Here is a 20,253-nt window from a genome sequence, read left to right on the forward strand (position 1 = left end):
TGCTTCTCTGCAATAGAGGCTTGGCCCGGAACCCTTGCGGTCCAGGCGGAAATCTTGACCTCCCGACATGGAGGGCGTTTGCCTCGCGGTCAAGGGGCGTATGCCAAATTATAGGGTACAACGAGATGCAACCTGGGGAAGATTTACAATTGGTTGCAATCTTAAATAAATGCGATATGGTCCGCCGCATACCTCAGGGTGAATTTATTTGGACCGGTGGCCGACTTTTTTTGACAGGATAGAATATGATTTCTCGGAGCGAGACAAACGGCCGGCGCGAGGATGATACCAGGGAAAATATAGCCTATATAAGGCAGATGCTCGGAGAGCTCCGGCAGGTCGCCCTGGGGGAGGGAGCCGATATGCTCTGTTATCTCATCGAGATGGCCTATGTGGAGGCGGGCGACGTACAGGCAGGCCGACGTCCCCGCTCAGTCTTCCATCGCGACTCAGGCGTCCATCGCGATTGAGACGAGACCGCCGACATGCCGATGCAGCCGACCGGCGAGATCGAGTTCCAGCAGGATGAGATAAACGGTGGATGCGGGCAGTCCCGTATGGCGGATGATGTCGTCCACCTCGACCGGCGTTGGCCCCAGCGCCGAGACGATGATCGCCCGGTCGTCGTCGTTGGGCGGCAGTATGTCGCTGAATTTCTTCGGCTCTTCCACCACCGGACCGTTGAACAGATCAAGTTGCGAGAGCGGCGCCAGCGCTTCGATGACGTCGGCCGACCCGGTTGTGACGATCGCCCCCTGTTTCAGAAGCCCGTTCGTGCCGTGGCAACGCGGATCGAGCGGCGAACCGGGAACTGCAAAGACGAGCCGTCCGAAATCGGTCGCCATCCTCGCGGTAATCAGTGAACCGGAACGCTCCGCGGCCTCCACCACGACGAGGCCGAGCGAGATGCCGGATATCAGCCGGTTGCGGCGGGGAAAATCCCGTGCGCGGGGCTCCCAGCCGAAGGGCATTTCGCTGACGGCAAGGCCTGCGCCTTCGGTGATCTCGTCGAGCAGAGGCACGTTTTCCGGTGGATAGGGCTGGTCGAGCCCACCGGCAAGCACCGCGATCGTCCCGGTCTCCAGGCTGGCGCGGTGGGCTGATGTATCGATGCCGCGGGCAAGACCTGACGTCACCGTATATCCGGCACGGCCGCAATCCCTTGCGATCATCGCCGCGAACTTGGCGCCCGATATCGAGGCATTGCGCGACCCGACGACCCCGACCGACGGACGAGTTGCGGCGGAAAGTTCGCCTTTCATGGCAAGAAGCGGGGGTGCGCCTTCGATCTGGCGCAGCGCCGGCGGATAATCGGGTTCGCCGATGCCGACGAAGCGAGCGCCAAAGCGATCGGCGGCTTCGAGTTCGCGTTCGGCCTCCTGCACGCCGGCAATCCGGATCGCCCTGGTCGCTCCGCCGCGGGCGGAGAGTTCGGGCAGCATGGCAAGCGCGTTTTCCGCCGAGCCGCAATGGTTGATGAGATCTCGAAACGTGGCGGGGCCGACATTGTCGGAGCGGATCAACCGCAGCCAGGCGATCCTCTGCCTCTCCGTCAGCGCAATTCCTGTACGTCTCGCGCTTCCGTCCGGCATTGTTTCCCCCGGTCTATCCCTTTTGGCCGATCCTGCTTTCGGTGCCGGCGATCAGGCGCTTGATGTTCTCCTCGTGTTTCCACCAGGAAATCACCGTCATGATGGCCATGACCAGCGCGATCTTCGGCTCGTTTAAGAACCACAGCACAACCGGAATGACAAGAGTTGCAACCAGAGCGGAGAGCGAGGAATATTTACTGACCTTGGCGACGCCGAGCCAGATTGCAGCAAAGACCAGCACCATCCAGGGAGCGACGCCGAGCAGCGTGCCGATATAGGTGGCCACGCCCTTGCCGCCCTTGAAGCCCAGCCAGACCGGGAAGAGATGACCCATGAAGGCCGCGAAACCGGCAAGCAGCCCCGCTTCCTTGCCGAACACATACCAGGCGACCAGCGCCGCGACGGTCGCCTTCAGCGCATCGAGCAGCAGGGTGGCCGCGGCGAGCTTCTTGTTGCCGGTGCGCAGCACGTTGGTGGCGCCGATATTGCCAGAGCCGATCGAGCGGATGTCGCCGAGCCCCGCCGCCCGGGTGAGGATCAGGCCGAAGGGAATGGAGCCGAGCAGATAGCCGAACGCCAGTGCGGCCAGCGCGATCGGCAGAGTGATCTGCCAGTTGAAGAGTTCACTCACGCCCTTGCTCCCCTTAAAGCGTGTAGACGCACTTGCCGGCCACATAGGTGGCGACGGCGCGGCCCGAGAATCGCGCGTCTTCGAACGGCGTATTCTTGGACCGCGACAAGATCATATCCTTCGAGACGATCCAAGGCTCGTCGAGGTCGATCAGCGTGATATCCGCCCTGGCGCCGGGTTTCAGCGTGCCGGCATCGAGACCGAAGATCTGCGCCGGCCGGGTGGACATCGCATCGATCAGTCGCATCAGCGGCACACGGCCGTCGTGATGCAGGCGGAGGGCTGCGGCAAGCAGGGTTTCCAGCCCGATCGCGCCGTCCTCGGCATCGGCGAACGGCAGGCGCTTGGTGTCGACGTCCTGTGGGTCATGCGAGGAGACGATGATGTCGATCGTGCCGTCGGCCACTGCATCGGCCATCGCGACGCGGTCGTCTTCGGAACGCAGCGGTGGCGACAGCTTGAAGAAGGTGCGGTATTCGCCGATGTCGTTCTCGTTGAGCGCCAGATGGTTGATCGAGACGCCGCAGGTGGCGTTGGCGCCGCGGTTGCGGGCGACCCGCATCGCTTCGGCCGATTCAGCCACTGAAATCTTGGCCGCATGATATTTCGCCCGGGTCAGGGCCGCGATCCTCAAGTCCCGTTCGAGCGGGATGATCTCGGCCTCCTTCGGCACGCCCGACAGGCCGAGCCAGCTTGCGAACAGGCCCTCGTTCATCACCCCGTTGCCGAGATATTTTTCGCGCAGTTCCAGCGAAACCACGGCATCGAACTCGCGGGCATAGGTCATCACCCGGCGCAACAGCAGCGTGTCGGAAAGCCCGTGCCGACCGTTGGTGAAGGCGACGGCGCCGGATTGCTGCAGCAGGCCGATCTCGGTCATCTCCTTGCCGGCCAGCCCCTTGGTGAGGGCGGCGGCCGGATGGACGTTGACGACCGCCTTGTCGCGGGCGGTCTTCTGCACGAATTCGACCAGGGCGATGTCGTCGAGTACCGGATCTGTGTCGGGCATCATGATGAAGGAGGTGACGCCGCCGGCAGCCGCAGCCCGGCTTGCCGATTCGATCGTTTCGGTATGTTCGGCGCCCGGTTCGCCCACATAGACGCGGGCATCGACGAGGCCCGGCGTCGCGACGAGGCCCTTGCAGTCCCGGACCGTCGCACCCTCCGGTGCGCCCTGGTTTTGAGCGCCCTTGCCGGCGGCGAGAATGCGGCCGTCGGCGCCGATGATGATCGTGCCCGTCTCGTCGAGGTTGCGCGACGGGTCGATGATGCGCAGGTTCTTGAGGATTGTCGGGGTCATAGGGGTCTGGATCATGCGCGTTCTCCCTGGTTCTGGGAGACGAGCAGGGCCTCCATCACGGCCATGCGCACCGCGACCCCCATTTCCACCTGTTCCTCGATGACGCTCTGCGGGCCGTCCGCCACTTCGGAGGCGATCTCCACGCCGCGGTTCATCGGGCCGGGATGCATGACCAGCGCATCGGGCTTGGCAGCCTTCAGTTTTTCGGCATCCAGCCCGTAGAAGCGGAAATATTCGCGCACCGACGGCACGAAGGCGCCGGCCATGCGCTCGCGCTGCAGGCGCAGCATCATCACCACATCGGCATCCTTGAGGCCTTCTTCCATCGAATGGAAGACTTCGACGCTCATATCCTTGATGCCGGAGGGCAGCAGCGTCGCAGGCGCCACGACCCTGACCCGCGCGCCCATGGCATTGAGCAGAAGAATGTTGGAGCGGGCCACCCGCGAATGCAGCACGTCGCCGCAGATGGCGACGATGATCCGCGACAGCTTGCCCTTGGCGCGGCGGATGGTCAGCGCATCGAGCAGCGCCTGGGTCGGATGTTCGTGCTGGCCGTCGCCGGCATTGATGACCGAGCAGGCGACTTTTTGCGCCAGAAGTGCGGCGGCACCGGCGGAAGAATGGCGCAGCACCAACACGTCCGGGCGCATGGCGTTCAGCGTCATCGCCGTATCGATCAGCGTTTCGCCCTTTTTGACCGAGGAATTGCCGACCGACATGTTCATCACATCGGCGCCGAGGCGCTTGCCGGCGAGCTCGAAGGACGACTGGGTGCGGGTGGAAGCTTCGAAGAACAGGTTGATCTGGGTGAGGCCCCGCAGCGTGGAAGTCTTTTTCTCCCGCTGCCTTGAAATCTTCACGGCCTCGTCGGCCTTGTCGAGAAGAAAGGTTATATCCTGTTCGGTAAGGCCCTTGATGCCGATCAGATGGCGGTGAGGGAAGAAGACCATGGACACGTCTCCGCTTGCGTTCGGCGGTCTATAAGGTCTGACGGCAGGAGCCGCAAGCCGGCGAGGGGTTTATCTCACTGCTTGTTTGAAAGGATCGCGACATGAAGGTTTTTTGAGGCAGGTGCGGCCTTTTGTTGAGAACGCCCGGATTCCTGATTGGGCGCCGTTCCCAGGCCCGGTAACTTCCGCTAGAACCCGTTTCATGAACCAGATGTCGCGCGCCGAAGAAAAATTTGCCGAACTGAACCAGCCAAAACCCTGGTCCGGCATCAATGCCTACCGATCCGATCCGCTGGTCGTCGACCTGACGAGCACGCTGAACCGCACCATCCGCGAGGAATACGACCAGCTCGGCCGTTACGTGACGTCGCCGGAGGCGCAGGAACTGGCGCGCATGGCCAACGAAAACCCGCCGAAGCTGAAGACCCACGGTCCGCGCGGCGAGCGGCTTGACGTCGTGGAGTTCCATCCGGCCTGGCACGCGCTGATGCGCCGTTCGATGCAGACCGGCCTGCATTCCTCCGTCTGGGAAAACATTCCGGAAGCCAAGGGCCACGAGCATAAGGCGCGCGCGACGCGATTCTATCTGTCGGCGCAGCTCGAATGCGGGCATCTGTGCCCGCTGACCATGACCAGCGCCTCGATTGCCGCGCTGATGGCCTCGCCGCGCGTCCAGAAGGAGTGGGCGCCGAAAATCCTGTCGCGCAAATATGATTCGACCAATCGTCCGGCGCTGCAGAAGAGCGCGGTGACGCTCGGCATGGGCATGACCGAAAAGCAGGGCGGCACCGACGTGCGCGCCAACCGCTCGACCGCCGAACGGGTCGGCGAGGGCATCTATAGGCTTTCCGGCCATAAATGGTTCATGTCGGCGCCGATGAGCGACGGTTTCGTCATGCTTGCCAAAACCGGCGACGGGATCGGCTGTTTCCTGGTGCCGCGGCTGCTGGAGGACGGGTCGGCGAACGGCCTGCAGTTCCAGCGACTGAAGGACAAGATCGGCAACCGTTCGAACGCCTCTTCCGAAGTCGAGTTCACCGACGCCTTCGGTTATCTCTTGGGCGAACCCGGCGGCGGTATCCGCACCATTCTCGACATGGTGACCCTGACGCGGCTCGATTGCGCGCTCGCCTCCGCCGGCATCATGCGTGCCTCGCTTGCCGAGGCGGTTCACCACACCCGCGGCCGCAGCGTGTTCGGCAAGAGGCTCGTCGATCAGCCGCTCATGACCCGCGTGCTCGCCGACATGGCGCTCGACGTTGCCGCGGCGACGGCGCTGAGCTTCCGGCTGGCCGATTCCTTCGACAGGGCTGCCAGCAGCCCGGCCGATGCCGCCTTCGCCCGCGTCATGACGCCGGTCATCAAATACTGGAACTGCAAGATCGCGCCTTCGCTGATTTACGAGGCGATGGAGTGCATCGGCGGCAACGGTTATATCGAGGAACGGCCGATCGCCCGGCATTATCGCGAGGCTCCGGTCAATGCGATCTGGGAAGGTTCGGGCAATGTGATGGCGCTCGACGTGCTCCGGGTCCTGTCGCGTGGGCGGGACCTGTTCAACACGGTGCTCGCCGGTTTCGAACGGGATCTCGGTCCTGCGGGCCGGAAGACCGTCGAGGTTCTGCGCGCCGCGATGGCGCTCTGCGAAACCGACGAAGGGGCTGCCCGGCTTCTTGTGGAGCAGCTTGCACTCGCGGCCGCGGCTTCCGAACTGGTGCGACTCGGCGCCGGCAAGATCGCCGATGCCTTCCTGGAAACGCGGCTCGCGGGCGGCTGGCGCTCTACCTACGGCATGCTTGATGCCCGGTTCGACGCCCGCTACATCGTCGATCTGCTTTATCCGGCCGCCACGTAAGCGACAGCCGTCATCACCACCGGAATGGTGAGGAACGAGGCGACGACCTGCAGGGTGGCCGCCGCGGCGTACATGTCGGCATCGCCGTTCAATTGCTTGGCCAGGAGATAGCCGTTCATCGCGGTCGGAACCGCGGCGCTCAGGGCCAGCAGGACGAGGCCGTTGCCCTGGACCCCGCACAGCGCGCCGACACCGACGGCGACGATCGGGAAGGCGATCAGCTTCAGAACGACGGCCAGGAGAGTGATCGGCCGCGGCTTGAGTGCGTCCATGATCCTCAGGCCCGCGCCGACCGTGATCAGGCCGAGGCTGAGCGACGCCTGGGAGAGCAGGTCCACCGTCACCATCACCGGCTCGTAGATCGGAATGCCGATGATGTTGACGGCGATGCCGAGCGCCGTCGAAAGGATCAGCGGATTGGTGCAGATCCGGTAGAGGATGGCCTTGTAGTTCCGGTCATGGCCGGAGAACCACAGGAGCACGGTCACATTGATGAAGTTGAGCGGAATGATGATCGCCGCCATCACCAGGCCGACCATGGTAAGCCCCTGCGGGCCATAGGTCTTGGCGGCGATCGCCAGCGCCATGAAGGCATTCCAGCGCGTCGCCGTCTGGAACAGCGACGTATAGGCCGGCGCGCCGACGCGCAAATTCCGCATCAGAGGCCATGCCAGCAACAACCCGCCCGACATCACGAGAACAGAAACGATCGCCGCAAAACTGACCGTCAGGTTCTCGGTATTGGAGAAATCCGCCTTGGCCATGGTGGAAAACAACAGCGCGGGAAACAGCACCCAGTAGCTGCACTGCTCCAGCCCGTCCCAGAAGTCGGCATTGATGATCGGTGCGCGTTTCAGTCCCATGCCGAGGAGAACCAGCAGGAAAATCGGCAGAACGCTTTGGAATACGATGAGCATGGGGAGGACACGTCGGTGGGAGAATACGATCTCGTTAGTCCTCCCATGCCTATAATGCAATGTACCGCCTGGCGAATTCAAGTGCTGCGCGCGCAATCCTGTGCATGGCGACCGAGACCGCTTGCGGTGGCCCATGGCTCGGACTATCGCGGTTGGTAGGACGAAACCGAACAGGCGAAAAATGCTCCAGATTCCCGAGGTTACAGCGCAAGAAGGTTCGGTCGCCAAGGCGCGCAGCCGCGCCGGCACCGAGCGGGCGATCTTCCTGGCTGCCCGCGCGCTGCTCGCCGAACAGGGTTTCCAGGGGTTCGGCATCAATGCAGTGGCGCGCCGCGCCGGCTGCGACAAACAGCTCATCTATCGTTACTACGGCGGTCTCGACGGGCTGATCGAGGCGATCGGCGCCGATCTCGGCACCTGGGTCAAGGATCGTATCCCGGAAGATACCGGCGGCATGTTCCTGCTGACCTACGGCGATCTGATGGAAAAGCTCTCCATCTATTTCATGGAAGCATTGCGGGACGACCCGCTGGTCTGCAAGATCGTCGCCTGGGAGGTTTCGCAGGATACGCCGCAGGTCCGCCGGCTGTCGGATGCCCGCACCAAGGCGCTGGGCAAATGGCTCGAAAAGATGCGGGGCTCGCTGACGCCGCCCAAGGGCGTCGATGCCGCGACCACCAACGCGCTGCTGTTTGCGGCAATCCAGCACCTGGTGATATCGGCCGCCGTCAGCGGCCAGTTCTCCGGTTTGGCGCTCAAGACGGAGAAGGATTGGGACAAGGTCGGCAACGCGCTCCGCCGCCTGGTCCGGGCCATTTACGGCTGATCCGCGTTATCCACAGCCGCCGCGCCGGAATTAACCATGCTGCCCGGTTTCCGTTGCAGGAAATCCGCCACGACCTAAATTGCCATTAACACATTGTTAACCAAGGCATCGGCCGGACGTGCTCAGGATGGGAACGACAATCAGGGAGAGTGCATTGCTGCTCGTCATGACGACGATCTTCGCGGTGCTGGCGCTTGATATCGCCGTTCCCGCACTTGTCCTGAGCCTGATGGCCCTATCGAGATGGCTCGTGTCGCTGGAAATCTATCCAGTCGAGCCGAGGGGGAAGACCGCATGAAGTGGTTACTGATATTGTGGGCCGGCCCGGTCCTGCTGCTGTCCAGCTGGTACGGGCTTTCCTACTACGATATGAGCTTCGGCTTCTTCATGCTCACCCGCCAGACCCATGATCTGGTCTTCCAGATCTACGGCAATATCCTCGGAATTCCGCCGGAAACCATTCCGCCGCTGGTGGCGCGCGCCATCGCGTTCGACAGCCTGGTGGTGTTCGCCATCATCGCCTTCCGCAAGCGCCGCGAGATTGCTGCCTGGTGGCGCAAGCGTCAGCTGACGAAATCCGTCTCCCTGCCGAGCGACGAGAGCCTGTCGAGAGCCCCCTGAAGAATGAAGCTTGCCGCGGCGGAATCGATTCGCTCGGCACGTTTGGCGCGCGACACGTCCATTTCCAGAAGCGCCCGCTCGGCGGCCACGGTCGATAGCCGTTCGTCCCAGTAGACGAAGGGAAGGGCGGTCTTTTCCGACATCGAGCGTACGAACGCCCTCGTCGCCTGCACGCGCGGACCGGCAGAGCCGTCCATGTTGGTCGGTAGGCCGATGACGAAGCCCGCCACTTTTTCCTTCTCGGCAAAGGCCATCAGCACTTCGGCATCCTTGGTGAACTTCACCCGCTTGATGACCGGGCGGGGAGAGGCAAACCGCCGGCCGAGATCCGACATGGCGAGCCCGATCGTCTTGGTGCCGAGGTCGAGCCCGGCAATCGCCTGTCCGGGTTTCAGGGCTTCAGCCAGTTCCTCGATGGTCATCACAGTCATGCGTTCTTCATCCTTGGGATCCAGAGTGGGTTTTGTCCCACCCTCTGTCCCACTTCCCTTTAGCCTCATATCGGCTATGTGTCGTTATCATCCCGCACCATATTGAAGGAGAGTTTTCCATGAAGATCACCTGGCTCGGCCATGCCGCCTTCCGCATCGAGACCGCCAAGGCCAAGATCCTGGTCGACCCGTTCCTGACCTATAATCCCGCCTTTGCCGGCCAGGACATCAAGGCTGCCGCCGAGGGCCTGACCCATATCCTGCTCACCCACGGCCACGGCGACCATGTCGGCGACACGGTGCAGATCGCCAAGGAAACCGGCGCGGTCGTGCTTGCAAACTACGACCTCGGCGTCTGGCTGGCAAAGAAGGGCGTCGAGAAGCTCGAAATGGGCAATACCGGCGGTACGATCGACCTCGGCGGCTTCACCGCCACTTTCACCAACGCTCTGCATTCCTCCGCTTCGCTCACCGAAGACGGCGTGTCGCACTGCCTCGGCAATGCCAACGGCCTGATGCTGCATTTCGACGACGAGCCCTCGGTCCTCCACATGGGCGACACCGACATCTTCAGCGACATGGCCCTGATCAACGAACTGCACCAGCCGGATATCGGCATCGTGCCGATCGGCGACCGCTACACCATGGGCGGCGCTGTGGCGGCGCTTGCCTGCCAGCGCTTCTTCGATTTCAAGCACGCATTGCCCTGCCACTACGGTCTGCCGGGCGTCGATCAGACGCCGGAAAAGTTCGTCAAGGGCATGGAAGGTTCGCGCACCCGGGTCGAGACGCCGGCTCCGGGCGGCATACTGACGTTCTAAGTCGCCTCTCTCAAGGCGGCGCGCCTTCGCAAATTGAGGCGCGCTCCCTGTTGCGAAGGGCGGACATGGCCATTATAGCGAAGGGGAAATTTCCCATCGGAGTCATGCCATGTCCGTCGATCTCGCCACCGTCAAGCGCGTTGCGCGCCTTGCCCGCATTGCGGTCACCGAGGAGGATGCCAATCGCATGGTGGGCGAGCTGAACGGCATCATCAATTTCGTCGAGCAGCTTTCCGAAGTCGATGTCGCGGGCGTCGAGCCGATGACCTCTGTCACCCCGATGGAGATGCGCAAGCGTACCGACAATGTCACCGATGGCGACAAGGCCGACGACATCGTCGCCAACGCGCCGACCACCGACCATAATTTCTTCCTGGTGCCGAAGGTCGTCGAGTGAGCGCTCAAATAGCGCCACGACGAACCTCCTCCTCGTTTTCGAACCGTTTGAAGAGCCCATGACCGAACTCACCAGCCTCACCATTGCCGAAGCCCGCGAAAAGCTGAAAGCCAAGGAGTTCACCTCGGTCGAGCTGACCCAGGCCTATCTCGCCGCGATCGATGCCGCCAACTCGGTGTTCAATGCCTATGTCGCCGTGACGCCGGAAAAGGCGCTCGACATGGCGAAAGCTTCGGACGCGCGCCGCGCCAGCGGCCAGGCCGGAGCGCTGGAAGGCATCCCGCTCGGCATCAAGGACCTGTTCGCCACCCGCGACGTCCATACCCAGGCCTGCAGCCACATCCTCGACGGTTTCCTGCCGAAATACGAATCGACCGTCACCCAGAACCTCTGGGACGACGGGGCGGTCATGCTCGGCAAGCTCAACATGGACGAGTTCGCGATGGGCTCCTCCAACGAGACCTCTCACTACGGCGCGGTGGTCAACCCCTGGCGCGCCAATGGCTCCAACCAGCAGCTGGTGCCGGGCGGTTCCTCCGGCGGTTCTGCCGCTGCGGTGTCCGCATTCCTCTGCGCCGGCGCAACGGCCACCGATACCGGTGGTTCGATCCGCCAGCCGGCCGCCTTCACCGGCACAGTCGGCATCAAGCCGACCTATGGCCGCTGCTCGCGCTGGGGCACGGTCGCCTTCGCCTCGTCGCTCGACCAGGCAGGCCCGATCGCCCGCGACGTGCGCGACGCGGCGATCATGCTGAAGTCGATGGCTTCGGTCGATGCCAAGGACACGACCTCGGTTGACCTGCCGGTGCCGGACTATGAGGCCTCGCTCGGCCAGTCGCTCAAGGGCATGAAGATCGGCATTCCCAAGGAATACCGCGTCGAAGGCATGCCGGAAGAGATCGAAAAGCTCTGGGCTCAGGGCATTGCCTGGCTGAAGGATGCCGGCGCCGAGATCGTCGATATCACCTTGCCGCACACCAAATACGCGCTGCCGGCCTATTACATCGTCGCCCCCGCCGAGGCTTCGTCGAACCTCGCCCGTTACGACGGCGTGCGTTACGGCCTGCGCGTCGATGGCAAGGACATCGTCGACATGTACGAAAAGACCCGCGCCGCCGGTTTCGGCACCGAGGTCAAGCGCCGCATCATGATCGGCACCTACGTTCTGTCGGCCGGTTATTACGACGCCTATTACCTGCAGGCCCAGAAGGTCCGCACGCTGATCAAGCGCGACTTCGAGATCGTCTTCGACGCCGGCGTCGATGCCATCCTGACGCCCGCCACGCCGTCGTCCGCCTTCGGTATCGCCGATGAGGACCTCGCGTCCGATCCGGTCAAGATGTACCTCAACGACATCTTTACGGTGACGGTCAACATGGCCGGCCTGCCGGGCATCGCCGTTCCCGCCGGCCTGGACCATAAGGGGCTGCCGCTCGGCCTGCAGCTGATCGGCAAGCCGTTCGAGGAAGAAACGCTGTTCCGCACCGCTTATGTCATCGAACAGGCCGCCGGCCGGTTCACGCCGGCGAAGTGGTGGTAACAGGCGCACGATCTGCAGGATGACGGCCGCCGATCATCGGGCGGTTGCCCGGGGAGATGGTTCATGGCCGAGACTGATCTTGCACGTTTGATCGAAGCGTTCGATCGCCTCGCGGCTTCGGGCTTCACCATGGGCGCCGATTGGCAGGCGGTCCATAACATCTGCCAAGCCCATGAGGGCGAACAACCGTTCGATTGGGGCCACGCCCTCTGCCACCGCATCGAAGGCGACGACTGGAACGCCGACTACTGGTACCGCCGCGCCGGAAAAAGGCGCTCGGGGTCGGTCGCGGAGGAATGGTCGGCGATGAAGGCGGGGCTTTTCAAGACGGGCTGAAGCGGGGCGCTATCGAGATAGAGTTCCCCGTGGGGCCGTGCTATACTGTTGAAATGAGCGCGCCCAAAAACGAAGCGAAGAAGCCGGAAGGGTCTATTGCAGCCGATTTGATATCGACTGACCGAGATTATGATGCGTGGGCAAACGCCAAGATCGAAAAGGCTCTCGAGGAAGCTAAACAATATCCGGAGCGCCGCATCCCGTTAGACAAGGTATGGAAGAAATTCGGCCTTGAACATTAGTTTAACGCCGCGAGCGGAAGCTGACCTAGACGCTATCTATTCCTATATATCTTTGGAAGACGATCACGCGGCCAAGCGTGTGATCGCACGTATCCTTCAAGCCATAGCTATGCTGGAGCAGTTTCCGTTTCTGGGGCGGGTCGGGCGCGTTGCCGAAACACGCGAATTGTCGATCGTTCGCTTGTCCTATTTCGCGGTCTATAGAATCGTGGATGAGATCGATATCGAAGTGATAGCGATTATCCATGACCGTCAGAAGTTTCCGCCAGATCGGGAATGAAGAGGCCGGTTTTGACCGTAAAACCGGCCTTCCATATCACCGGTTATCCTGCTCGGCCCTCACCAGTACCAATCCCCGTTCGGTGATACGGTAGGGCCTGCCGCCCTGGGATCTGATCGCCTTCTTCTGCTTGAGCTTGCGGAAGGTGACGAGGTCCAGGCCGGAAAAGGCCCAGCCTTCGCGGGTGACGAGCTGCAGCTTTTCGATCTTTCTGTTGTCGTCGCGGGTGATCTCGATCCTGCCGCCCTGGGCGAGCAGGTGGAGGATGCGCTGTTCGGCGCGGGAAATATCCATTGTCTTGATGTCCGGAGAAGCGCTCGCAGACGAGCGCGCAAAAACGTATCCGGCGTCGCGGGACGTCGGGGTTCTCGTTTTTGTCTGGGCCGGCGCGGCTGGATGCGGGGCCGGCCCCTCAGCGGGTCTCTACGGAAGAGAACATCAAAACTCCATCAATGCGAAATCCGCACTAGGCGGGTTTTCCTTGGCCGTCAAGCACCTGCCTGAAAGGCCCTATTTGTTGCACTGGTCAAAGCGCGGACTCAGTGGTCTACTGCAATTGCAACAGGGGAAGCTATGGCCCATATTCGCAATGCGCGTGAGGACGAGGTGGATATCCTGGCGGAAATCGGCTTCCGCTCCTGGGAGAAGGCCATGATTTCGATCGGTGAGATGACCGATATGCGCTCCAGCGCCCGCACTGCCTTCCAGAATTTCACGCGCTCCTCCTGGCTCACCATTACCGTCGTCGAGCAGGCCGGCAATCTTGCAGGCTGGGCGGCGCGCGAAAAGCTCGACGAGCTGATTTCCGACTTCTGGATCGATCCATCCTTCAAGGGGCAGGGGCTTGGCCGCGCGCTTCTTGTCGAGGTCGAGGCCGAGATCGTCCACCAGAGGTTCGAAGTCGCCCGCGTCGAGACCCACGCCCGCAATGCCGAGGCGGTCGGCTTCTTCGAGAAGCAGGGCTATTCCATCAACTGGCTCTCGACCATCTATTCGCCGAAGATCGACAGGGACGTGCAGTCGGTGGGCCTGTCGAAACGCCTCGTCGCGGAAGCGCCCGACACCTACGGGCCGAGCTTCTAGATCGCCCCGGCGATGACCGCGATCGCCCGCCGCGTCAAGTCCGGAGCAAGCAGCCAGGACGCCGCGCCGAGCGTGTGAAGGGTGACTATGATCATCAGCAACGTACGGAAAGGTTCCTTACGGGTCTTGTGTCGCAGCATCTGCTGCGCGGCCACGGCACCCAGACTACCGCCGATGAAGGCTACACCGAGGAGCGTACGCTCGCTGATCCGCCATGTGCCATCGATGGCCGCCTGCTTGTCCCACCAATAAACGCAGAAGACGATGACGTTCAGGAGCAGATATAGGACAAACAGCGTGAGTGGGGTTGAAAGCTCCATTCCGCGATTTCACCAGAGTCCGGTTAAAGCCGGCTGAACGAACGGCCGCATTCTACAGCGATGCTTTTGCGCACCAGCCTTGCACCGCAACGCCATTTGCTCTACCTCCAGAAAACCCAATCGAGACCATTTCACGAGCATCAGATGACCCTTGTCGACGTCCGCACGCCCGATCCGAAACGCTTCATTCCCGGTGCCACCGGCGACTGGGAAGTCATCATCGGTTTGGAGGTGCACGCCCAGGTCCTGTCCAATTCCAAGCTCTTCTCCGGCGCCTCGACCGAGTTCGGCAAGCCGGCGAACTCGAACGTCTCGCTCGTCGATGCGGCGATGCCGGGCATGCTGCCGGTCATCAACGAGGAATGCATCAAGCAGGCGGTGCGCACCGGGCTTGGCCTCAAGGCTCAGATCAACAAGCGTTCGCTGTTCGACCGCAAGAACTATTTCTATCCGGACCTGCCGCAGGGCTACCAGATTTCCCAGTATAAGGACCCGATCGTCGGCGAAGGCCAGATCGTCATCTCGCTCGGTCCGGACCGCCAGGGCCAGTTCGAGGATATCGAGATCGGCATCGAGCGCCTGCATCTGGAACAGGATGCCGGCAAGTCGATGCACGACCAGCATCCGACCATGTCCTATGTGGACCTCAACCGTTCCGGCGTGGCTCTGATGGAGATCGTCTCCAAGCCCGACATGCGCTCGTCCGACGAAGCCAAGGCCTATATGACCAAGCTTCGCTCGATCGTGCGCTATCTCGGCACCTGCGACGGCAACATGGACGAAGGCTCGATGCGCGCCGACGTCAACGTCTCGGTACGCCGTCCGGGCGCTGAATTCGGCACGCGCTGCGAGATCAAGAACGTCAACTCGATCCGATTCATCGGCCAGGCGATCGAATACGAAGCGCGCCGCCAGATCGGCATTCTCGAAGACGGCGGCTCGATCGACCAGGAGACCCGGCTCTTTGACCCCAACAAGGGCGAGACGCGCTCGATGCGCTCCAAGGAAGACGCGCACGACTACCGTTATTTCCCCGACCCAGACCTGCTGCCGCTCGAATTCGACGACGCCTTTGTCGCCGAGCTGGAACGTCACCTGCCGGAACTGCCGGACGACAAGAAGGCCCGGTTCGTGCGCGAACTCGGCCTGTCGATTTACGATGCCTCGGTTCTGGTGTCCGAAAAGGCGATCGCCGATTATTTCGAGGCCGTGGCCGAGGGCCGCGACGGCAAGATTGCCGCCAACTGGGTGATTAACGACCTGCTGGGCGCCTTGAACAGAACCGGCAAAGACATTGAAGAGACTCCGGTTTCTCCCGCCCAGCTCGGCGCCATCATCGACCTCATAAAGGCCGAGACGATTTCCGGCAAGATCGCCAAGGATCTCTTCGAGATCGTGCTCAACGAGGGCGGCGATCCGGCCGAGATCGTCGAGAGCCGCGGCATGAAGCAGGTGACCGATACCGGCGCGATCGAGGCCGCCGTCGACGAGATCATCGCCGCCAACCCGGACCAGGTCGCCAAGGTCAAGGCCAAGCCCACGCTTGCCGGCTGGTTCGTCGGCCAGGTCATGAAATCGACCGGTGGCAAGGCCAACCCGCAGGCCGTCCAGGCGCTCGTCAAGGCGAAGCTCGGGATCGAAGAGGAGTAGGCCCGATGGTCTACTTCGTCCGCACCGCCGGTGAAGCTGACGTCGAGCAGATCCGCGCCCTGCTGGCGGTGACCTTTCACGATACCTATGATCCGTTCTACGGGGCCGACAAGGTCAGGAAAATGGTCGACGGCTGGCATTCTCCCGCCGCCGTCAAGGCGCGCATCCAGAAGCGCGGCGGCGAGTTCCTGGTTGCCGACGACGGCAAGAATATCGGCGGCATCGGATATGCGGCCATGTATCCGAAAATGGTGAAGACGGCGATGCTGCATCAGCTCTACGTCAAGCCGTCCTGCCAGAACGAGGGTATCGGGCGGGATATCTTCGCCGAACTCGAAACCTGCTTTCCGGATGCCGAGATCATGCGGGTCGAAGTGGCGCTGCCGAATGTGCGCGCGATGTCCTTCTACGAGCGGCTCGGGTTTTCCGAGGTCGACCGGATGGAGGAATGGGGTGCTCCCAATTCCGGCCTGCCGGCGATCATCATGGAGAAGCGGCTGGAGTTGCGCTGATCCACCGAGGAGGACTTTTTGCATGGCCGATATCGTGATCCGCAGGGCGCGGCAAGCCGATCTTCCCGAACTCATCGCCCTGTTTGCGGCGGATGACGTCGGCGGCCATGGCGACACGACGGACGAGGCCGCCTTCGACGACTACCTGCGCGCCTTCAACGTCATCGATGCCTCGCAGAACGAACAGCTCTTCGTCGCCGAACGGGAAGGCGAGGTGGTCGGCACGTTCCAGATCCTCTTCAACCGTACCCTGACGGGCCGGGGATCGCTGTCGATGATCCTGGAAGCGGTGCAGACACGCAGCGACATGCGCGGCCAGGGCATCGGCGCCCGGATGATCGGACATGCGGTCGAGGAAGCCAGGCGCCGCGATTGCCGCCAGGTCACGCTCACCTCCAACATGGCGCGCACCGACGCGCATCGTTTTTATGAACGGCTCGGCTTCGCCAAAAGCCATTTCGGCTTCAAGATGAAGCTCAAATGACCGTGCGCGACATTTGGAATCACTGGACATCGAAGGCGCCAAGCGGCATAAGCGGATCAACCACTTCGATCGTCATCCTGTTTGCCAAGCCGACGGAACATCCATGAAAAACCTCCTGCTGCAGATCTTCACCTGGTGGAACGGACAGACCATGGGCACCCGGTTCTTCACCTGGCGTTTCGGCAAGAAGGTCGGCGAAGACGAACTCGGCAATGTCTATTACGAAGGCCCGATGACCTCCTGGGGCAAGCCGAAGCGGTGGGTGATCTACAAGGATTACGCAGAAGCCTCCGCGATCGGGCCCGGCTGGCACGGCTGGATGCATTACCGCACCGACGTTCCTCCGTCCAAGGAAGACTACAAGGCGCGCGAATGGGAAAAGGCGCACAAGCCGAACGGCACCGGCACGCCGCTTGCCTATCGCCCGCAGGGCTCGCTTGCCGCGACCGGTGAACGTCCCCGCGTTACGGGCGATTACGACGCCTGGACGCCCGGCAACTGACACCTGTTTTGGCCACATTCGATCTCTAGGGGTCGATGCCGACGGGATCTGCCGAGACGGGAAGCATAATGGGATTGATGACGGTTTTTCCACGCAAGCCAATGATCGGCGCTTTGATCGCGCTGGCATCCGTGCTTGCGGCGGATGGTGTATCTGCGGCGCGGCTGAGCAACCCGGTCGCGGTCTTTGCCGGCATAGACAAGATCACCGGTCGCATCACCACGTTCGACGTCTATGTCAACGAGACGGTCCAGTACGGCGCGCTGCAGGTGACGCCAAAGGTCTGCTATTCCCGCGACGAGACGGAAGCCCAGAAGATCGATGGTTTCGTGGAAGTCGACGAGATCACCCTCGACCGCAAGATCCGCCGGATTTTCACCGGCTGGATGTTCGCCGACAGCCCCGGCCTCAATGCCGTCGAGCATCCCATCTACGACGTCTGGCTGACCGGCTGCAAACAGAAGTCCGATGTGCCGCCGCCGAAAGCGACCAACTGATCTTCCTTCAGAATCTCAAATGCGGCGAATCGACCGCGGTTCTCAACAGCTTGAGATAGTCGTCCTTGGGGATGTCGATTGCGCCGAACGTCTTCAGATGTTCGGTCGTGAACTGCGTGTCGAGCAGGGTAAAGCCGTGTTTCCGAAGCCGCTCGACAAGGTGCACGAGGCAGATTTTGGAGGCGTTGGTGCGCCTGGAAAACATGCTCTCGCCGAAGAAGGCGGAGCCGAGCGAGACGCCATAGAGACCGCCGACCAGTTCATCGCCCTCGAAGGCCTCGACGCTATGCGCGTGGCCCATGCGGTGCAATTCGATATAAAGCTTGCGGATGGTGGAGTTGATCCAGGTGCTCTGCCGGTCCCCGGCGGGCTCGGCGCAGAAGGCGATCACCCGTTCGAAGGCCGTGTCGAACCGGATGTCCAGCGAGGTCCTGCGGACCGCCTTGGCGAGGCTTTTCGAAACGTGGAAGTCGTGGAGCGGCAGGATGCCGCGCATTTCCGGTTCGACCCAGAAGATTTCCGGGTCGTCGGCGGATTCGGCCATCGGGAAAAGGCCGATGGAATAGGCGCGCAACAGGATTTCCGGGGTTATCGCCGGGTAATATCTGCCGCGTCGCCCTGCCATCGATCTCCCTAATGCGTCTTGTCGCCGGCGAGATATTGCTCCAGCCAGTGAATGTCATAATCGCCGTTGGCGATATCCGGATTGTCGACGAGATCCTGGAAAAGCGGCAGCGTCGTCTTGATGCCGTCCACGACGAACTCGTCCAGCACACGCCGCAGGCGCATCATGCATTCGACGCGGGTGCGTCCATGCACGATCAGCTTGCCGATCAGGCTGTCGTAATAGGGCGGGATCTTGTAGCCGGCATAGGCGCCCGAATCGACGCGCACGCCAAGGCCGCCCGGTGCGTGGAAATGCGTGATCGTGCCGGGCGACGGCACGAAGGTGCGCGGATCCTCGGCATTGATGCGGCATTCGATGGCGTGGCCGGAGAACACGATGTCCTCCTGCTTGACGGACAGGCCGCCGCCGGAGGCAACGCGGATCTGCTCGTGCACGAGGTCGATGCCGGTGATCGCTTCGGTGATCGGGTGTTCGACCTGGAGACGGGTGTTCATCTCGATGAAATAGAACTCGCCGTTCTCGTAGAGGAACTCGATCGTGCCGGCGCCGCGATATTTCAGCTTGCGCATCGCATCGGCGCAGACTTCGCCGATCTTCATCCGCTGCTCGACGTTGAGGGCAGGGGAATTGGCTTCTTCCCAGACTTTCTGGTGGCGGCGCTGCAGCGAGCAGTCGCGCTCGCCGAGATGGATCGCATTGCCTTCGCCGTCACCGACCACCTGGATTTCGATATGGCGGGGCTTCCCGAGATACTTTTCCATGTAGACGGCGTCATTGCCGAAAGCGGCGAGCGCTTCGGAACGGGCGGTCGATACGGCTTCGTCGAGATCGGCTTCGGTCTTGGCGACCTTCATGCCGCGTCCGCCGCCGCCGGCGGTTGCCTTGATCAGCACCGGGAACCCGATCTGCCGGGCGATTTCCATCGCGTTCTCGGGCTTCACCTCGCCATCGGAACCGGGAACGACGGGGATGCCGAGTTCCTGCGCGGTCTGCTTGGCGGTGATCTTGTCGCCCATGATGCGGATATGGTCGGCGGTCGGACCGATGAAGGTGATGCCGTGCGCGTCGAGAATATCCGCGAACTTGGCGTTTTCCGACAGGAAGCCGTAGCCCGGGTGTACGGCGTCGGCGCCGGTGATTTCGCAGGCGGCGACGATCTGGTGGATGTTCAGATAGCTGTCGCGCGACGGCGGCGGGCCGATGCAGACGCTTTCGTCGGCGAGCCGGACATGCATGGCGTCGGCGTCCGCGGTGGAATGGACCGCGACGGTCGCGATGCCGAGTTCCTTGCAGGCGCGAAGCACGCGAAGCGCGATTTCACCGCGGTTGGCTATGAGGATCTTGGAAATCATGGATGCGCCTTACTCGATGATGACGAGCGGCTGGCCATACTCGACGGGCTGAGCGTCGTTGACCAGGATTTCCGTGACCTTGCCGGAGCGCGGCGACGGGATCTGGTTCATCGTCTTCATGGCCTCGATGATCAGCAGCGTCTGGCCTTCCTTGACGGTGGCACCGACTTCGACGAAGGCGCGCGAGCCCGGGGCCGGGGAGAGGTAGATGGTGCCGACCATCGGCGCCGTCACGGCGTTCTTGTTGTCCTGGATTGCGGGCGCGGCAGCGGCAACCGGAGCGGCTGCGGCAGCCGGGGCGTAGGCGGGTGCTGCGATCGGGGCCTGGACATACTGCGTCGTACCGGCGCGGGACACGCGGATACGCAGATCGTCCTGTTCGACTTCGATCTCGGTGAGGTCGGTCTCGTTGAGGATGTTCGCGAGGTCGCGGATCAGTCCCTTGTCGATACCGTTCTTCTTGTCAGACATGGCAAACCCTAT

The 20,253-nt window shown here is 62.3% G+C and carries 28 protein-coding genes; 17 read left to right on the plus strand and 11 right to left on the minus strand.

The annotated features are described in order from the left end of the window. Nucleotides 1–245 precede the first annotated feature (245 nt). Complete coding sequence (locus ACSQ8R_RS05490) at nt 246–470, plus strand: hypothetical protein (protein ID WP_436252451.1); 225 nt, start codon at nt 246–248, stop codon at nt 468–470. On the opposite strand, the gene dprA is transcribed toward ACSQ8R_RS05490, so the two are convergent. The 4 genes from dprA to ACSQ8R_RS05510 are packed head-to-tail and all read right to left on the minus strand — an operon-like array spanning nt 450 to nt 4,476. After that, the gene (gene dprA / locus ACSQ8R_RS05495; protein WP_436252452.1) at nt 450–1,592 is read right to left on the minus strand and encodes a DNA-processing protein DprA; all 1,143 of its coding nucleotides are present in this window, start codon (nt 1,590–1,592) and stop codon (nt 450–452) included. The two genes, ACSQ8R_RS05490 and dprA, sit on opposite strands and share 21 nt — an antisense overlap. 13 nt (nt 1,593–1,605) lie before the next feature. Continuing rightward, a complete protein-coding gene (gene plsY, locus ACSQ8R_RS05500) occupies nt 1,606–2,223 on the minus strand; it encodes a glycerol-3-phosphate 1-O-acyltransferase PlsY (protein ID WP_436252453.1) in 618 nt (205 codons plus the stop codon). A 13-nt stretch (nt 2,224–2,236) separates the two neighbouring features. Continuing rightward, nucleotides 2,237–3,538, minus strand: coding sequence for a dihydroorotase (locus tag ACSQ8R_RS05505; protein WP_436252454.1), 1,302 nt, complete (start codon nt 3,536–3,538; stop codon nt 2,237–2,239). Further along, nucleotides 3,535–4,476 (minus strand): aspartate carbamoyltransferase catalytic subunit, encoded by a 942-nt coding sequence (locus ACSQ8R_RS05510; RefSeq protein WP_436252455.1) that lies wholly within the window; start codon nt 4,474–4,476, stop codon nt 3,535–3,537. Before ACSQ8R_RS05510 ends, ACSQ8R_RS05505 begins: the two co-directional genes overlap by 4 nt. 202 nt (nt 4,477–4,678) lie before the next feature. Between ACSQ8R_RS05510 and ACSQ8R_RS05515 the strand changes: the two genes are divergently transcribed. Further along, nucleotides 4,679–6,331 carry an acyl-CoA dehydrogenase family protein gene (locus ACSQ8R_RS05515; RefSeq protein WP_436252456.1) on the plus strand — a complete coding sequence of 551 codons (1,653 nt, stop codon included), beginning with the start codon at nt 4,679–4,681 and terminating at the stop codon, nt 6,329–6,331. Here ACSQ8R_RS05515 and ACSQ8R_RS05520 read toward each other — a convergent pair. Beyond that, nucleotides 6,313–7,248 carry an AEC family transporter gene (locus tag ACSQ8R_RS05520; protein ID WP_436252457.1) on the minus strand — a complete coding sequence of 312 codons (936 nt, stop codon included), beginning with the start codon at nt 7,246–7,248 and terminating at the stop codon, nt 6,313–6,315. The genes ACSQ8R_RS05515 and ACSQ8R_RS05520 overlap by 19 nt on opposite strands. 181 nt (nt 7,249–7,429) lie before the next feature. Here ACSQ8R_RS05520 and ACSQ8R_RS05525 point away from each other — a divergent pair, with 181 nt between their 5' ends. From ACSQ8R_RS05525 to ACSQ8R_RS05535, 3 genes are all read left to right on the plus strand, one after another. After that, a complete protein-coding gene (locus ACSQ8R_RS05525) occupies nt 7,430–8,074 on the plus strand; it encodes a TetR/AcrR family transcriptional regulator (RefSeq protein WP_436252458.1) in 645 nt (214 codons plus the stop codon). 127 nt (nt 8,075–8,201) lie between these two features. Beyond that, complete coding sequence (locus ACSQ8R_RS05530) at nt 8,202–8,372, plus strand: hypothetical protein (RefSeq protein ID WP_310211827.1); 171 nt, start codon at nt 8,202–8,204, stop codon at nt 8,370–8,372. After that, nucleotides 8,369–8,695: a DUF6105 family protein gene (locus tag ACSQ8R_RS05535; protein WP_436252459.1), complete on the plus strand. Its 327-nt coding sequence runs from the start codon at nt 8,369–8,371 to the stop codon at nt 8,693–8,695. The genes ACSQ8R_RS05530 and ACSQ8R_RS05535 overlap by 4 nt, the downstream gene beginning before the upstream one ends. Here ACSQ8R_RS05535 and ruvX read toward each other — a convergent pair. Further along, nucleotides 8,638–9,126 (minus strand): Holliday junction resolvase RuvX, encoded by a 489-nt coding sequence (ruvX, locus tag ACSQ8R_RS05540; RefSeq protein WP_436252460.1) that lies wholly within the window; start codon nt 9,124–9,126, stop codon nt 8,638–8,640. The two genes, ACSQ8R_RS05535 and ruvX, sit on opposite strands and share 58 nt — an antisense overlap. A gap of 119 nt (nt 9,127–9,245) precedes the next feature. Here ruvX and ACSQ8R_RS05545 point away from each other — a divergent pair, with 119 nt between their 5' ends. The 6 genes from ACSQ8R_RS05545 to ACSQ8R_RS05570 all read left to right on the plus strand — a co-directional run bounded on the left by ACSQ8R_RS05545 (nt 9,246) and on the right by ACSQ8R_RS05570 (nt 12,742). Further along, nucleotides 9,246–9,947, plus strand: coding sequence for a metal-dependent hydrolase (locus ACSQ8R_RS05545; protein ID WP_436252461.1), 702 nt, complete (start codon nt 9,246–9,248; stop codon nt 9,945–9,947). A 109-nt stretch (nt 9,948–10,056) separates the two neighbouring features. Then, nucleotides 10,057–10,344, plus strand: a complete 288-nt coding sequence (gatC, locus tag ACSQ8R_RS05550) for an Asp-tRNA(Asn)/Glu-tRNA(Gln) amidotransferase subunit GatC (RefSeq protein WP_436252462.1) — start codon at nt 10,057–10,059, stop codon at nt 10,342–10,344. A gap of 58 nt (nt 10,345–10,402) precedes the next feature. Beyond that, nucleotides 10,403–11,884 carry an Asp-tRNA(Asn)/Glu-tRNA(Gln) amidotransferase subunit GatA gene (gene gatA / locus ACSQ8R_RS05555; protein ID WP_436252463.1) on the plus strand — a complete coding sequence of 494 codons (1,482 nt, stop codon included), beginning with the start codon at nt 10,403–10,405 and terminating at the stop codon, nt 11,882–11,884. A 63-nt stretch (nt 11,885–11,947) separates the two neighbouring features. After that, complete coding sequence (locus tag ACSQ8R_RS05560; RefSeq protein ID WP_436252464.1) at nt 11,948–12,220, plus strand: hypothetical protein; 273 nt, start codon at nt 11,948–11,950, stop codon at nt 12,218–12,220. Next, nucleotides 12,181–12,462, plus strand: coding sequence for a hypothetical protein (locus ACSQ8R_RS05565; protein WP_436252465.1), 282 nt, complete (start codon nt 12,181–12,183; stop codon nt 12,460–12,462). Before ACSQ8R_RS05560 ends, ACSQ8R_RS05565 begins: the two co-directional genes overlap by 40 nt. Then, nucleotides 12,452–12,742 carry a type II toxin-antitoxin system RelE/ParE family toxin gene (locus tag ACSQ8R_RS05570; RefSeq protein WP_436252466.1) on the plus strand — a complete coding sequence of 97 codons (291 nt, stop codon included), beginning with the start codon at nt 12,452–12,454 and terminating at the stop codon, nt 12,740–12,742. Before ACSQ8R_RS05565 ends, ACSQ8R_RS05570 begins: the two co-directional genes overlap by 11 nt. 36 nt (nt 12,743–12,778) lie before the next feature. Here ACSQ8R_RS05570 and ACSQ8R_RS05575 read toward each other — a convergent pair whose 3' ends face one another. Then, on the minus strand, nt 12,779–13,036 hold the full coding sequence (locus tag ACSQ8R_RS05575; RefSeq protein WP_436252467.1) for a YjhX family toxin: 258 nt from the start codon (nt 13,034–13,036) through the stop codon (nt 12,779–12,781). A gap of 279 nt (nt 13,037–13,315) precedes the next feature. Between ACSQ8R_RS05575 and ACSQ8R_RS05580 the strand changes: the two genes are divergently transcribed. Next, entirely contained in the window at nt 13,316–13,825 is a 510-nt protein-coding gene (locus ACSQ8R_RS05580; protein WP_436252468.1) for an N-acetyltransferase family protein, read from the plus strand. Here the strand turns inward: ACSQ8R_RS05580 and ACSQ8R_RS05585 are convergent. Further along, nucleotides 13,822–14,145 carry a DUF1294 domain-containing protein gene (locus ACSQ8R_RS05585; protein ID WP_436252469.1) on the minus strand — a complete coding sequence of 108 codons (324 nt, stop codon included), beginning with the start codon at nt 14,143–14,145 and terminating at the stop codon, nt 13,822–13,824. The two genes, ACSQ8R_RS05580 and ACSQ8R_RS05585, sit on opposite strands and share 4 nt — an antisense overlap. A gap of 144 nt (nt 14,146–14,289) precedes the next feature. Here ACSQ8R_RS05585 and gatB point away from each other — a divergent pair, with 144 nt between their 5' ends. The 5 genes from gatB (at nt 14,290) to ACSQ8R_RS05610 (ending at nt 17,790) form a co-directional block, all read left to right on the plus strand. Continuing rightward, nucleotides 14,290–15,795 (plus strand): Asp-tRNA(Asn)/Glu-tRNA(Gln) amidotransferase subunit GatB, encoded by a 1,506-nt coding sequence (gene gatB, locus ACSQ8R_RS05590; protein ID WP_436252470.1) that lies wholly within the window; start codon nt 14,290–14,292, stop codon nt 15,793–15,795. A gap of 5 nt (nt 15,796–15,800) precedes the next feature. Beyond that, nucleotides 15,801–16,307 (plus strand): N-acetyltransferase family protein, encoded by a 507-nt coding sequence (locus ACSQ8R_RS05595; RefSeq protein WP_436252471.1) that lies wholly within the window; start codon nt 15,801–15,803, stop codon nt 16,305–16,307. Between the two features lie 22 nt (nt 16,308–16,329). Further along, entirely contained in the window at nt 16,330–16,791 is a 462-nt protein-coding gene (locus ACSQ8R_RS05600) for an N-acetyltransferase family protein (protein WP_436252472.1), read from the plus strand. Between the two features lie 103 nt (nt 16,792–16,894). Next, nucleotides 16,895–17,293, plus strand: coding sequence for an NADH:ubiquinone oxidoreductase subunit NDUFA12 (locus ACSQ8R_RS05605; RefSeq protein ID WP_436252473.1), 399 nt, complete (start codon nt 16,895–16,897; stop codon nt 17,291–17,293). A gap of 77 nt (nt 17,294–17,370) precedes the next feature. Beyond that, complete coding sequence (locus ACSQ8R_RS05610) at nt 17,371–17,790, plus strand: DUF2155 domain-containing protein (RefSeq protein ID WP_436252474.1); 420 nt, start codon at nt 17,371–17,373, stop codon at nt 17,788–17,790. Nucleotides 17,791–17,797: 7 nt separating this feature from the next. Here the strand turns inward: ACSQ8R_RS05610 and aat are convergent, their stop codons facing one another. From aat to accB, 3 genes are read right to left on the minus strand one after another with little or no spacing between them, the layout of a single operon-like run. Then, the gene (aat, locus tag ACSQ8R_RS05615; RefSeq protein WP_436252475.1) at nt 17,798–18,415 is read right to left on the minus strand and encodes a leucyl/phenylalanyl-tRNA--protein transferase; all 618 of its coding nucleotides are present in this window, start codon (nt 18,413–18,415) and stop codon (nt 17,798–17,800) included. Between the two features lie 8 nt (nt 18,416–18,423). Then, entirely contained in the window at nt 18,424–19,770 is a 1,347-nt protein-coding gene (gene accC, locus ACSQ8R_RS05620) for an acetyl-CoA carboxylase biotin carboxylase subunit (RefSeq protein WP_436252476.1), read from the minus strand. 9 nt (nt 19,771–19,779) lie between these two features. Then, nucleotides 19,780–20,241 (minus strand): acetyl-CoA carboxylase biotin carboxyl carrier protein, encoded by a 462-nt coding sequence (accB, locus tag ACSQ8R_RS05625; protein WP_436252477.1) that lies wholly within the window; start codon nt 20,239–20,241, stop codon nt 19,780–19,782. Nucleotides 20,242–20,253: the final 12 nt, after the last annotated feature.

The organism is Neorhizobium sp. LjRoot104, assembly GCF_964253725.1.
Lineage (GTDB): Bacteria > Pseudomonadota > Alphaproteobacteria > Rhizobiales > Rhizobiaceae > Neorhizobium.

Excerpts from the sequence above, each read along its gene's own strand:
- ACSQ8R_RS05505 (WP_436252454.1), bottom strand. The coding sequence starts at position 3,538 with ATGATCCAGACCCCTATGACCCCGACAATCCTCAAGAACCTGCGCATC.
- gatC (WP_436252462.1), top strand. The coding sequence starts at position 10,057 with ATGTCCGTCGATCTCGCCACCGTCAAGCGCGTTGCGCGCCTTGCCCGC.
- accC (WP_436252476.1), bottom strand. The coding sequence starts at position 19,770 with ATGATTTCCAAGATCCTCATAGCCAACCGCGGTGAAATCGCGCTTCGC.
- ruvX (WP_436252460.1), bottom strand. The coding sequence starts at position 9,126 with ATGACTGTGATGACCATCGAGGAACTGGCTGAAGCCCTGAAACCCGGA.
- ACSQ8R_RS05515 (WP_436252456.1), top strand. The coding sequence starts at position 4,679 with ATGAACCAGATGTCGCGCGCCGAAGAAAAATTTGCCGAACTGAACCAG.
- dprA (WP_436252452.1), bottom strand. The coding sequence starts at position 1,592 with ATGCCGGACGGAAGCGCGAGACGTACAGGAATTGCGCTGACGGAGAGG.
- ACSQ8R_RS05560 (WP_436252464.1), top strand. The coding sequence starts at position 11,948 with ATGGCCGAGACTGATCTTGCACGTTTGATCGAAGCGTTCGATCGCCTC.
- ACSQ8R_RS05520 (WP_436252457.1), bottom strand. The coding sequence starts at position 7,248 with ATGCTCATCGTATTCCAAAGCGTTCTGCCGATTTTCCTGCTGGTTCTC.
- ACSQ8R_RS05610 (WP_436252474.1), top strand. The coding sequence starts at position 17,371 with ATGACGGTTTTTCCACGCAAGCCAATGATCGGCGCTTTGATCGCGCTG.
- ACSQ8R_RS05605 (WP_436252473.1), top strand. The coding sequence starts at position 16,895 with ATGAAAAACCTCCTGCTGCAGATCTTCACCTGGTGGAACGGACAGACC.
- ACSQ8R_RS05525 (WP_436252458.1), top strand. The coding sequence starts at position 7,430 with ATGCTCCAGATTCCCGAGGTTACAGCGCAAGAAGGTTCGGTCGCCAAG.
- ACSQ8R_RS05545 (WP_436252461.1), top strand. The coding sequence starts at position 9,246 with ATGAAGATCACCTGGCTCGGCCATGCCGCCTTCCGCATCGAGACCGCC.
- ACSQ8R_RS05490 (WP_436252451.1), top strand. The coding sequence starts at position 246 with ATGATTTCTCGGAGCGAGACAAACGGCCGGCGCGAGGATGATACCAGG.
- ACSQ8R_RS05510 (WP_436252455.1), bottom strand. The coding sequence starts at position 4,476 with ATGGTCTTCTTCCCTCACCGCCATCTGATCGGCATCAAGGGCCTTACC.
- ACSQ8R_RS05580 (WP_436252468.1), top strand. The coding sequence starts at position 13,316 with ATGGCCCATATTCGCAATGCGCGTGAGGACGAGGTGGATATCCTGGCG.
- ACSQ8R_RS05585 (WP_436252469.1), bottom strand. The coding sequence starts at position 14,145 with ATGGAGCTTTCAACCCCACTCACGCTGTTTGTCCTATATCTGCTCCTG.
- ACSQ8R_RS05530 (WP_310211827.1), top strand. The coding sequence starts at position 8,202 with ATGGGAACGACAATCAGGGAGAGTGCATTGCTGCTCGTCATGACGACG.
- aat (WP_436252475.1), bottom strand. The coding sequence starts at position 18,415 with ATGGCAGGGCGACGCGGCAGATATTACCCGGCGATAACCCCGGAAATC.
- gatB (WP_436252470.1), top strand. The coding sequence starts at position 14,290 with ATGACCCTTGTCGACGTCCGCACGCCCGATCCGAAACGCTTCATTCCC.
- accB (WP_436252477.1), bottom strand. The coding sequence starts at position 20,241 with ATGTCTGACAAGAAGAACGGTATCGACAAGGGACTGATCCGCGACCTC.
- ACSQ8R_RS05600 (WP_436252472.1), top strand. The coding sequence starts at position 16,330 with ATGGCCGATATCGTGATCCGCAGGGCGCGGCAAGCCGATCTTCCCGAA.
- gatA (WP_436252463.1), top strand. The coding sequence starts at position 10,403 with ATGACCGAACTCACCAGCCTCACCATTGCCGAAGCCCGCGAAAAGCTG.
- ACSQ8R_RS05575 (WP_436252467.1), bottom strand. The coding sequence starts at position 13,036 with ATGGATATTTCCCGCGCCGAACAGCGCATCCTCCACCTGCTCGCCCAG.
- ACSQ8R_RS05535 (WP_436252459.1), top strand. The coding sequence starts at position 8,369 with ATGAAGTGGTTACTGATATTGTGGGCCGGCCCGGTCCTGCTGCTGTCC.
- ACSQ8R_RS05595 (WP_436252471.1), top strand. The coding sequence starts at position 15,801 with ATGGTCTACTTCGTCCGCACCGCCGGTGAAGCTGACGTCGAGCAGATC.
- ACSQ8R_RS05565 (WP_436252465.1), top strand. The coding sequence starts at position 12,181 with ATGGTCGGCGATGAAGGCGGGGCTTTTCAAGACGGGCTGAAGCGGGGC.